The 9663-nt window shown below is 44.4% G+C and carries 17 protein-coding genes; all 17 read right to left on the minus strand.

Annotated elements, in window-relative coordinates; all coding sequences use genetic code 11:
• Positions 1-35: 35 nt before the first annotated feature.
• A complete protein-coding gene (locus ACESZP_RS00915) occupies positions 36-347 on the minus strand; it encodes a hypothetical protein (protein WP_499707736.1) in 312 nt (103 codons plus the stop codon).
• Entirely contained in the window at positions 331-906 is a 576-nt protein-coding gene (locus ACESZP_RS00920; protein ID WP_499707737.1) for a LexA family protein, read from the minus strand. The genes ACESZP_RS00915 and ACESZP_RS00920 overlap by 17 nt, the downstream gene beginning before the upstream one ends.
• Before the next feature lie 12 nt (positions 907-918).
• Positions 919-1473, minus strand: coding sequence for a hypothetical protein (locus ACESZP_RS00925; RefSeq protein ID WP_215677214.1), 555 nt, complete (start codon positions 1471-1473; stop codon positions 919-921).
• 2 nt (positions 1474-1475) lie between these two features.
• Entirely contained in the window at positions 1476-1760 is a 285-nt protein-coding gene (locus ACESZP_RS00930; protein WP_499707738.1) for a hypothetical protein, read from the minus strand.
• Positions 1761-1763: 3 nt separating this feature from the next.
• A complete protein-coding gene (locus ACESZP_RS00935; protein WP_499707739.1) occupies positions 1764-2297 on the minus strand; it encodes a hypothetical protein in 534 nt (177 codons plus the stop codon).
• Between the two features lie 12 nt (positions 2298-2309).
• The gene (locus ACESZP_RS00940) at positions 2310-2471 is read right to left on the minus strand and encodes a hypothetical protein (protein ID WP_215677212.1); all 162 of its coding nucleotides are present in this window, start codon (positions 2469-2471) and stop codon (positions 2310-2312) included.
• A gap of 11 nt (positions 2472-2482) precedes the next feature.
• Positions 2483-2686 carry a hypothetical protein gene (locus ACESZP_RS00945; RefSeq protein ID WP_499707740.1) on the minus strand — a complete coding sequence of 68 codons (204 nt, stop codon included), beginning with the start codon at positions 2684-2686 and terminating at the stop codon, positions 2483-2485.
• Positions 2687-2713: 27 nt separating this feature from the next.
• A complete protein-coding gene (locus tag ACESZP_RS00950) occupies positions 2714-3097 on the minus strand; it encodes a hypothetical protein (protein WP_147600831.1) in 384 nt (127 codons plus the stop codon).
• 16 nt (positions 3098-3113) lie between these two features.
• Positions 3114-3623 (minus strand): hypothetical protein, encoded by a 510-nt coding sequence (locus ACESZP_RS00955; protein WP_499707741.1) that lies wholly within the window; start codon positions 3621-3623, stop codon positions 3114-3116.
• 14 nt (positions 3624-3637) lie between these two features.
• Complete coding sequence (locus ACESZP_RS00960; protein WP_147600833.1) at positions 3638-3841, minus strand: hypothetical protein; 204 nt, start codon at positions 3839-3841, stop codon at positions 3638-3640.
• 954 nt (positions 3842-4795) lie between these two features.
• On the minus strand, positions 4796-6292 hold the full coding sequence (locus ACESZP_RS00965) for a phage tail tip lysozyme (protein ID WP_499707742.1): 1497 nt from the start codon (positions 6290-6292) through the stop codon (positions 4796-4798).
• Between the two features lie 62 nt (positions 6293-6354).
• Entirely contained in the window at positions 6355-6681 is a 327-nt protein-coding gene (locus ACESZP_RS00970) for a hypothetical protein (RefSeq protein ID WP_215678387.1), read from the minus strand.
• 113 nt (positions 6682-6794) lie between these two features.
• Positions 6795-7166 carry a serine/threonine protein kinase gene (locus tag ACESZP_RS00975; protein ID WP_499707743.1) on the minus strand — a complete coding sequence of 124 codons (372 nt, stop codon included), beginning with the start codon at positions 7164-7166 and terminating at the stop codon, positions 6795-6797.
• A gap of 19 nt (positions 7167-7185) precedes the next feature.
• Positions 7186-7359, minus strand: coding sequence for a hypothetical protein (locus ACESZP_RS00980; protein ID WP_215678390.1), 174 nt, complete (start codon positions 7357-7359; stop codon positions 7186-7188).
• A gap of 4 nt (positions 7360-7363) precedes the next feature.
• Positions 7364-7792, minus strand: a complete 429-nt coding sequence (locus ACESZP_RS00985) for a putative ABC transporter permease (RefSeq protein WP_215678393.1) — start codon at positions 7790-7792, stop codon at positions 7364-7366.
• Complete coding sequence (locus tag ACESZP_RS00990; RefSeq protein ID WP_499707744.1) at positions 7789-8475, minus strand: DUF4376 domain-containing protein; 687 nt, start codon at positions 8473-8475, stop codon at positions 7789-7791. The genes ACESZP_RS00985 and ACESZP_RS00990 overlap by 4 nt, the downstream gene beginning before the upstream one ends.
• Before the next feature lie 3 nt (positions 8476-8478).
• The gene (locus tag ACESZP_RS00995) at positions 8479-9636 is read right to left on the minus strand and encodes an RNA-directed DNA polymerase (protein WP_147600837.1); all 1158 of its coding nucleotides are present in this window, start codon (positions 9634-9636) and stop codon (positions 8479-8481) included.
• Positions 9637-9663 lie beyond the last annotated feature (27 nt).

Raw genomic sequence — 9663 nt, forward strand, 5'->3', positions numbered from 1 at the left:
TATCCAAAAAATATTATCCATTCTGCATCCTCTATCTACATTTCTTTGCAAGTATCGTTCCCGTAGTTATAATCGCACTCGCCGGAACACTTTTCGCAAAGCATCATTCTCTGGCTGCAATACGGGCAATATGCCACCATACCATCTTCTTTTACATTCCAGAGCATGACTACCTGGCGTTCACAGTGCAAGCACCACTCCACCACATATCCATCCTCCAGGACTGCCTTTTCCCGGCTGACCTTTGCCAGCCTCCTCCGGAGGTCTGCAGTTCTTCTCTTGTAAATCCTTATGAGCCTTTTCTTCTCGTCAAGGCTTCTATTCAGCCTTTTAACAGCCTTTTTCATTCTCAGGTATAAAATATTGCTTGCCACTCTTTTCGCCTCCCTCTACCTCGTGTTCTGTTATGTACAGCTTTACCATATCGCCGTACTTGCCCTCTACTTCGTACTTTGTACCGGTTTCCTCGATGTTTTCCACTTCAAAGGTTGTGCCGCTGTTTTGGAACCCAGCCAACAGCTCCTCCGCTTCCTCTCTCATTCTCTCCCGGAGATATTCAGGATCCGGAGAGACTGCAAAGACATCCACTCCAGCATCATCGCCGGTAATCCAGAATCCATGCAGTACGAAAACCGGTTCAAAACCGGTGTTTTCCGTTTCAATTTTACCGAAAACGTTATCATTTTCGGGTTTTCTGTCATTAAAACCCGGAATTATGATTGAACGTGGCGAAAATTCGTTCCGGATAATCAGACCGGCTTTCTCCATCGCTTTCAGGTGCGTTATCACGGTTGACGTGGATTTCAGCCCTACCATATCCCCGATCTGGCGAACAGTCGGACAGAAACCGTTCTCCTGGTAGAAGCTCTTAATAGCTTCCAAAATTTGTGCGTGTCTTTCTTTCATGTGCTGCTCCTTTCATTGTCCGCTCCTGAGCATACAGAATAACAGCTCTGTCATGGACCTTTTTCTCAATCCTATATTGCACGGCTTTATAACAGCCAGCTTCCACCTGTTTACTTCCCCGTCAATGGGCGTAGGGTTCTCGAACTCGTCTGTAGCCTCTGACATATACGGTATTGCAACCATGATACCGATATGGGCTGAGGATTCCGGGAAAACCTCCTGCAAGTGTTTCCAGAACTTACCGCTCCTCATGTCCGGGAGAATGTCCTTATAACACTGCATCGTTGTAACTATGTAATTCTTTTCCCCCAGGAAATTCAAACCGTTTCCACTGTATACATCCTCTTTGCAACTCTTTACCTCGTAGCATACGAAAATCCCTTTTTCCAATGCTGATATAGCACATTGATTGTCCGGGATAAACTGCATGTAGTCCACTCGTTTCCCTTTACCTTTTGTGGACCATGGATCAATGCTGACTTCACTCGCCCAATACTTCCCAATTCCTCCGAACCTCTCTTTTTTGAGTAGCCTCCCCAGAAACTCCGTTGTCTCTTTTCTGTTCATGATTAACAAGCCTCCTCGTAATATTTGAATACTATACAGTCAAATTGAGGGTCGTACCTGGCAGATTCCGGAACGATGCCCTCTTTTTCCAGAACGATTTCCTCCAGATCGCCCTCGTACAACTCCTCGATGAAACAACCGTACTTTTTCTCCAGTTCCTCTATTTCATCATCCAGGAACAGCGTACCCTCATCCAGATATGGCTCCTCGTTTTTTCTGGGTGCTTCCAAGCTCTCACGAACATGCTCCCAGTATTCATCCTCATTCGGTATCAGCCACACAGCCATCACCTACCATTCTTCCGGAAGAAACACTCTGACCGCTCCGTTTTCTGCCTTTACATACACCTTTATTTCATCCTGGAATATATAAGCTCCGGTTGCTGCCTGTGGGTTCTTGTTGTTATGTTCTACCTCCTCCGGTTCCACCTCTCCCCACTGCTTTGTCATGAACCGAAGAACAGCCATTGAAAGAAACTCCTCGAATCCCTCCCGGATCTGCATCTCCTGTTTGATGCCGTCCGATGTTTCAATATGCCAATTCATAGCCTCCAACCTTTCCGCCTCCGCATCCAGGATTCTTTTTACTTTTTCGCTGTAGTGGTACACATCGTCGTATGGATGGAACAACAGCCCTCCGATAAACTTAGAATCCGGAACGATACTCGCCCAATTACCAATTTTTTCACTGTAGTACGGCTGGCCGTCATTGATGATCTCTATTGTATCGCCGAAAGAAATTACCATTTCCCCATTCACGTACACATCCGCTTGCCCCTGGGTAACGCTGAACCTGCGGCGTTTTACTTCGATTTCCAACTTCATGACCTTTTCCTCCTACTCTACTTTGAACACCACTTCATGACCTGGATTTTCTTTTACCAGCTGTGCTTTCAGATCATCCGCCATCATGTTATTGTCAAGAGCTGCCTGAACAACATTTACCAATTTCTTACCATCCAGGTAAGCCCATACGGTCTTTCTTTTTCTCTGTCTCATACAAAAACCTCCTACTGTTCTACCACCGTGAAACAAGTCTTTATTTCTTCCAGGCAGTGACAGCACTCTCCGCCTGGGTATCTGTAGATTGCCATGTAATCTCCGCCGGAAAGTGGCTGTATTCCAGAAAGAGTGGCTTCATATCCACCGTTTCCGACAATCTTATACGGGTAACCGTCTTTACGCATTTTCTCGATGATTTCATTTCTGTTCATGCTCAAAACCGCCTTTCTTCCTGTGTTCTACTTTGAAATTCTGTTAAAAATATCTATCGTTTTTTCTGCATGAACTCTCTTAATATCACTCATGCGACCTTTACGTTTGCTCCTCAACGCTTTTTCAGCTGTTTCCTTTGAATTAACTCCATAGCCGGCAGCTTTTCTTAACAGCTGTACTTCCTCCATGCTGAGCTTAATAGCCTTTAGTGTACGTGCGTTGATCTCGAAACTGTCTTTATCTCCTGGCCGTAAATCCTGGCAGACCGGTATATATTCATCGTGACCCATATTGTCGCCGATATTCCAGACAAAGAACCCGGTCGGGATCTTGTCCACTATCTCAAATACATCAACCTTACCAAAGCTCTCGCTATAAATTTTTCCATCTTTGATGATTACATTTTTCATATCTTTTCCGCCTTTCTCAATCCAGGAGACTTTCCTGGGATATACTGTATTTCTGCTGGAGCATATCGAACGCTCTCTCAGTTACTGTGTATTCATTCCAGCCAGCCTTGTACTGGTATCTTTCTGTCAGGTTCTTTGCTTCCAGAACTCTGTCAAATGTGATACCACGACCTTTCAGCTCTAAAGGTGTGCTGATGTGGTAATGTCTGCCGTAGTAGCTTCTGGCTGCCTCAATCTGGCACTGAGGTTTCTGTTCGCCCATTTCCGGACAGTAGATATATAATCCAGGAGTATCCGCATTAACCGCCGGTTTCAACTCCGGTTTTGCAAGGTCAAGGCGTTTCTGTCTTACCTGTTCGGTCAACTTTTCGATTTCACCTGGAAGAAAATAACCGGCTTCATCACAAACTGCCATAACCTCGAAATATTGTTCAAGGGAAGCTGTGCTGTCAGAAACTGCAATCAGCTGTTCCAGATTTGTATATGCGTTGCTGCTCTTTGCCGGGAACTGAATAATTTTTGCCATCTTTACGACCTCCTCTATACCAGAATGTATTTTCTCAGGGTGTTATCTTCCGGATCCTCGCTGTCTAACCATTTGTCGAATCCGTCCGGGTTTCTTTTCTCGATTTCATCCATCAGCCAGCCTCTGACTGTCGGGATGTTTTCATCGTTCATATTTGTTGTAAGTTCAAACATTTCAATGAGTTTTTCTGTAGTCATATTAGCAAGCTGTTTCAGCATCTCGATTCCTCCGTTTCGTGTTTCATTTTTATGAGTTATCTCTTTTGTTGGCTTAACTTTAGCTCATTATATTGAGTTTGTCAAACCTATTTTTTCATTTTTTTGAAAAGTTTTTTTGATAACGTTATTCATAACGTTTCCGTCCAGAATGCGAGTATATTTCTTATAAATAATAAATAATTCTATTTTGTTTATTATTTTGTAACGGTGTTTTTAATGTTATTAGTAACGTTACAAATAATGTTTTATATTGGAAAAATGAGAAATTCCCGGCAACATTAAGATAAGAAGCATTAAATAAATCGAGATATGAGTACAGAGAGTTTCACTCATTATTATGAGTAGCAAAAACAGAATTAGTAACGTTATTTTTCACGTTTTTCTTACATTGTGCATATATTACATTTTGAAAACCTGGGATTGTGCATTGTGACAGTTGCTGACCTTTTTCGTGAACCCACGAAAATGACAACCTGCGAGACAGTGCCTAAAATGCCTGAATTTGCCTTTTAAGCCACGGATGATAATTATATCAAAGAAATTGTTTTCGCACCGATTTGAAATTTTACCCAAACGGCAACTTACCGATTTGTGCATTTTTGATATTGCTCTTTTCAGAAACTTTGTTCAACAGAAATGGTATAGAAAAACAGGACTTCCGGGTGTAATGCTATAACAAATGTTATAACAGATGATATAGCTTACAGCCCGGTTCCTGCTCGTGATTCGTGATATGTTTTTCCTTGCTTTGCCAGTAACCACAGGTGGTTTACATGACTTTCATTTACATGTTACATTTTACTGCTCTCTAACAATCATTCCGACATATAGTGTCCTGCTATGTGAATTGCCAGTGCAGAATCTGTGACAGCCAGCAGAACCACAGCAACAGCCACTATGGAGATAACTGCAAGTAGTTTTGCAAAACACATGGCTCACACCTCCTGGAAACAATTATTTTTTCAAATATGCTCCGGAGCTGAAGCCGGTGTACTTTACCCCGTCAAGAACAACCTGGATATACAGCCATTTCACACCTCCAGAAATGCTGTAATAGCCGTAACAGCTGACAGGTGTTCCCTCCGGAATAACAACCATGGCTTTCTTATTCTTTCCGGCTCCGTGTCTCATGTAGAGGTCAGCGGTTGTTTTGTAGGTACCAGCCACGGAAGAATCCGGACCTTTCTGGGCGTAGTCGGAAGCTGTAACGGATTTTGTGGCACTCACTTCCGGAGTAGTTCCGGACGGCTTCGCAGCAGAGCCATTCAGAATCTCATTTACTTTTGCCTGGACTGTGACAGGATCGTAACCGTTTGCTTTCAGCTTCTTGCTGCGTTCCGGATCATTTCCCCAGGTACCAGCAATAACTTCTCTCGCTACTGTCTCAACACTCTTTCCTGGTGTCTGAAACCGTACTGTACCTCCATCAGCATCATACTTAGGACTGATAAAGCCACGGATATATCTGCCGTTGATGGAAAGAGTACGCTTTTTCACGGCGTTGGAGTAATTACCCTCGACAACAACAAAATAGCCGGCTGATTCGTGTACCTCCACGATTACGCCGACATGATCCGGAGTACCTGTGTTGTCCGTGGTGGCGTAATCTGTACCATCGCTCCAGTCATACAGAACAGCCTCACCGATTTTAGGTACCCGGTTATCCTGCTCAATCCAAATACCCATGGCTTTTGCTCTCTCGATCAGGTAATAACAGCTGATCTCGATAGGCATAATGTCTGTATATCCCAGCTTGATAGCCAGGGCAGACCATGTACAAGCACACCAAGGCCATGAATACTGCATCTTGGTTCCTCTCGGAAAACTTCCGGTAAAACTGTTGTAAATGTCGATGATACTCTTATATGAGCCGTCTGCCTCATTCTTTCCCAACCAGCTGTTTGCCAGGTTCACTACTTCACTTCTCGTTTTCAATTCTTTTTCCTCCTCATTTCTGCCGGTACAGCGATTGTAAATTTCCTGGCCATACCCGGCTCTTTTTACTTTTACTGCCTTGGACTGGTCTGCCGGCTTCTCGTACTGCTCCAGAACAATGTCCGATGCTTCCCGGATTGACGTTGCTGTTTTCAAAGCCTGAATAACAGTCTTGTAACCGCTCAGCTCATGCAGTGCGAAAGAAAGCTGCATTTCCGGATCCCCGATGCTCTTTCCTGCCTGTTCTGCAAAATTACGAAGATTCGCCTTTCTGCTCCAGTAAGTCCACTGAGCCAGACCATAGCCGGCTCCATCCCGGTCAAAATTGCCATACGTTCCATTGTCCACAGCCTCTGTGTACGAATCGTCCGTATGACCGAGCTTTTTCTGGAAGCTGTTCTGCAGGTTTCTGGAGTTCAGACCGCTTTCAGCCTGGAAATGTCCCAGGAGAACCGCCGCTCCATGTTCTGACAGTCCGCCAGTCACCAGAAAATCAAACATTTGTTTTTCTGTCATTCTCTGCTCCTTTCCGGATATGAAAAAGCCCAGGCTTTTCGCCCAGGCTCTCTCATTCTGCTTTATTTTGCCGAATTATTATATTTACCATCGTCCAGTAAATCCTTGACTGCTGTAAACCAGCCCTGAATAATCCGGAGAATCACTTCATCGGTTACAAAGGTCTGGAGCCAGCCAGGCAAGAGGCCTCTCGCCTTACTGATAACCCACTCCATTTTCTGTTTACCAGATCCGGATTCTGTGAACGTATGCTCTGCAACAAGGAACAGATGGTAAACATCCGCTCTGATCTCCTCCATGGAGCGGTTGCGTAAGTAAACATACAATCCGGTTCCTACAAGGATAACACCGACTACGATAACAAAGATTAAAATTACATTGGTTGCCATTTCTATGTACCTCCTGTTTGAAATATTGGTGCCTCTGAAAGCGTTATAGGCTCGTGGGGGCTTTTGGTGTGTTTATGTGAGGAAATATTCACTCACAAGGCAAAATGCCAAATTTAAGGCACCTCATGTAGATTTTCGAGTGCCTGTTCCCGGAGGAAATCTTTCTGCTCGTGTTTTACTTTCTGAGCATACTCCAGGGCTGCGTGCATATCACCGTTGCATTTCGCATCCGGAATGCGCTGAACAGCCCTTGCCGTGGCTTCTCCGAGGGCGAGAGATGCATTGATTGTCTCCAGGAGTAACTTCTGGTGCGTGTCCATGTCCTTTTCTTTCTTTGCTCTCTCTTTTTCCCTCTGCTCGTCACGCTTCTCCAGGCGTTTTTCATGGCGGCTGAGCATGTAACTCGTCAATGCTGACGGAATCCCCATGGCTGCCACGAAAGTAATAATGATCTGCGGTATTGAAAGAACCACTACTTCATCCATGACGACCTCCTTTCTCCGGTTATAGTGTGTTCAGCTTCCGGTACATTTCTTTTACCTCGTGGATTTGCTGCTGCAATTCCTCCGGTATGTGAAACTCCGGTTCTGTGCTGTACAGTCTCATAAGCTCCCCTATGATATTTTTCTGCCATTCGATGATGCTACATTGAAGCTCTAAAAGTTCTTTTTCCTCCAAAGCCCTACTCCTCCTTTGTGAAAAGGTGGTATTCAGGGAATCTCTCCCCGAACCATAGCCAGCGGAGAAAATCATCCGCCACAATAGCCAGGAACGAAAGAAAGAACCAGATCACCGTAAACGGCAGGCATATCTGACCGTAAATATTAAAAGGCATATTACTGTAATCCCATACGTCCAAGTTCAGGACCATGTTCAGCAGTATGCCAGAAACAAATTCTACCGCCGTCACAATGGCGGCTGATATACCCATCTGTCGGAGGATGGACCAGTTCCAGGGGAACCAGTTATTGAGACCTCCAATCAGAACGAAGCATATCCCACCTACCAGGAACATGCTCCAGTGGCTTCTCCCTCTGTAAAGAAACTCTATCAAAACGTATATCAATCCTCCGGACGACAGCAAGATCAAGAATTTAACCAGCTTCCTCATGAGCCCATCTTCACAATGAGGTCTTTAAGGACTTCGTTCTGGTAGGCTTCCGGAATTTCAACCCCGTAGTAGATAGAATTTACTTCCTCCAGGGTTTCTGCGTTCTTGATCCACATATTCAGAGCATTGCAATACGTTGTGTGGTACGTTTTATATGCCATGGTGGCTGTGATGATTTTCTGCATTTCCTCAGCAGAGAAGTATCTGCAAGGGTTACCGTCCTCGTGGTACTCGAACCTCTCAGAACCTGTCATGAGCTGGATCTGCTTTCCGAACAAATTCAGCTGATCGTCAGTTGTCAGTCGGAAATGTTCCATGGAACCGGAAACCGTGACATCACATCCGGCAATAATTGTAGCGTTGCAAATACTGCACATTTCGTTTTTCTTGGATGCTTTTGCATCCTCCAGAGCTTTTTCCTGGTCGATCTCCTGGATGATTTCACCCACAAAAACAGAGCCATCATTTGAGAGAACCAGACTTGCATCCACTCGTCTGTACTCTGTTGTGAACCCTGTTAATTCCAGGAACTTCACCCCTCCAGGAGTAAAAGCCTCAATCAAAGAGGTATCAATGCCTTTCGGTATGCCTCCAACAAATTCGATGGAGACCTTATTTCTTCCGATGGGCGTTACCTCTCCAGTATAAAACTGGTCGCTGCCTTTGAATTTTAAGCGATTCATTTTTTACCTCCATTCTCCAGCCGGTACATACAGCTGATTAAAAATATTGTCCATGTTACAGATTGTGCGGTAGGAATCGGCGTACTCTATGTACCCTCTCCAGGAAGCATACTGCGTTCTCAAATCCCCGAAGTTCAGCTCTCCATTATCAAATTTAGGTTTTAGCTTATGCAGCTTTCTACGTTCTCTGGTAACGGAATCTTTGCATGGCTTAACAACCACTCTGCCGGTCTCGGTCAGTTTGTACCTGAATTTTAGGAAAGTAAACCAGGACGACAATTTGATGATCTGCGTTTTCTTTGTATTGACTATGATACCTTTTTCAGCAAATTTCTCTTTCAGGGCTTCTAAGCAGTATTGTAAATACTCCTTGCTTTCATGTATCAGGTAGGAATCATCCATATACCTGCCGTGTTCATGTACGTCAAGCTCCTGCTCTATAAAATGATCTATGCCATTTGGGAAACGCACCGCCAGGATTTGTGATATTTGACTGCCAATTCCTAGCGAAATCTCTTTGCCATCTTTCCTATCAGCACAAAAAGGGCGGATCAACTGTGCCGCAAGGTTGATGATCCGCTCGTCTGTGAAATTTTTCTGCAAATCCTGATAAACAGGCTCGTGCAGTATGTTGTCGAAATACTTAGAAAAATCAATAACCAGTATGTAGCCATCATTTGAGAAACCATTCCGGCGGTAAAACCTGTGCAAGTGTGCATCCAGCCTGTTCAGGGCAAAATGAATACCTTTTCCCTCCATGCTGGCTCCGTTATCGTAGATTAAACCAGTCTGCAGAACCGGAACCAATGCATTGGTGCATAGGGAACGCTGTATTACCCTTTCCCAGATATGAACACTCTTTATCAGACGTAGTTTTCCTCTTTCGCACAACCAGAAAACAATAAACCCTTGCGACACATTCTCTCCGGATTCCAACGCCTTTACGGTGTTGTTGATATTCCTGAGCAGATTCATTTCATACCGCTGTACGGATGCTTTCCAGTCAACTCCGGATTTTGATTTCTTAAAGGCAGTTATGAGGTTGTTCGCATCCTTAACCCGGTCAAAATCGTCATATTCCTTTAACCGTTCCTCACGTCTCCTCTGTCTCGATGCTTTTCTCCTCTGGTATCGAGCTTCTTTTCTTTCTTCACTTGTCATATTGTCTTAAAAATATGCCCTAACCTC

Source organism: Candidatus Dorea massiliensis AP6, assembly GCF_964245105.1.
Lineage (GTDB): Bacteria > Bacillota > Clostridia > Lachnospirales > Lachnospiraceae > Laedolimicola > Laedolimicola intestinihominis.

Bases quoted from the DNA above. Each gene is read 5' to 3' on its own strand.
- ACESZP_RS00915 (WP_499707736.1), bottom strand. From the start codon at position 347: ATGAAAAAGGCTGTTAAAAGGCTGAATAGAAGCCTTGACGAGAAGAAA.
- ACESZP_RS00960 (WP_147600833.1), bottom strand. From the start codon at position 3,841: ATGCTGAAACAGCTTGCTAATATGACTACAGAAAAACTCATTGAAATG.
- ACESZP_RS00975 (WP_499707743.1), bottom strand. From the start codon at position 7,166: ATGGATGAAGTAGTGGTTCTTTCAATACCGCAGATCATTATTACTTTC.
- ACESZP_RS00955 (WP_499707741.1), bottom strand. From the start codon at position 3,623: ATGGCAAAAATTATTCAGTTCCCGGCAAAGAGCAGCAACGCATATACA.
- ACESZP_RS00930 (WP_499707738.1), bottom strand. From the start codon at position 1,760: ATGGCTGTGTGGCTGATACCGAATGAGGATGAATACTGGGAGCATGTT.
- ACESZP_RS00965 (WP_499707742.1), bottom strand. From the start codon at position 6,292: ATGACAGAAAAACAAATGTTTGATTTTCTGGTGACTGGCGGACTGTCA.
- ACESZP_RS00985 (WP_215678393.1), bottom strand. From the start codon at position 7,792: ATGAGGAAGCTGGTTAAATTCTTGATCTTGCTGTCGTCCGGAGGATTG.
- ACESZP_RS00920 (WP_499707737.1), bottom strand. From the start codon at position 906: ATGAAAGAAAGACACGCACAAATTTTGGAAGCTATTAAGAGCTTCTAC.
- ACESZP_RS00945 (WP_499707740.1), bottom strand. From the start codon at position 2,686: ATGAACAGAAATGAAATCATCGAGAAAATGCGTAAAGACGGTTACCCG.
- ACESZP_RS00940 (WP_215677212.1), bottom strand. From the start codon at position 2,471: ATGAGACAGAGAAAAAGAAAGACCGTATGGGCTTACCTGGATGGTAAG.
- ACESZP_RS00970 (WP_215678387.1), bottom strand. From the start codon at position 6,681: ATGGCAACCAATGTAATTTTAATCTTTGTTATCGTAGTCGGTGTTATC.
- ACESZP_RS00925 (WP_215677214.1), bottom strand. From the start codon at position 1,473: ATGAACAGAAAAGAGACAACGGAGTTTCTGGGGAGGCTACTCAAAAAA.
- ACESZP_RS00935 (WP_499707739.1), bottom strand. From the start codon at position 2,297: ATGAAGTTGGAAATCGAAGTAAAACGCCGCAGGTTCAGCGTTACCCAG.
- ACESZP_RS00990 (WP_499707744.1), bottom strand. From the start codon at position 8,475: ATGAATCGCTTAAAATTCAAAGGCAGCGACCAGTTTTATACTGGAGAG.
- ACESZP_RS00950 (WP_147600831.1), bottom strand. From the start codon at position 3,097: ATGAAAAATGTAATCATCAAAGATGGAAAAATTTATAGCGAGAGCTTT.
- ACESZP_RS00995 (WP_147600837.1), bottom strand. From the start codon at position 9,636: ATGACAAGTGAAGAAAGAAAAGAAGCTCGATACCAGAGGAGAAAAGCA.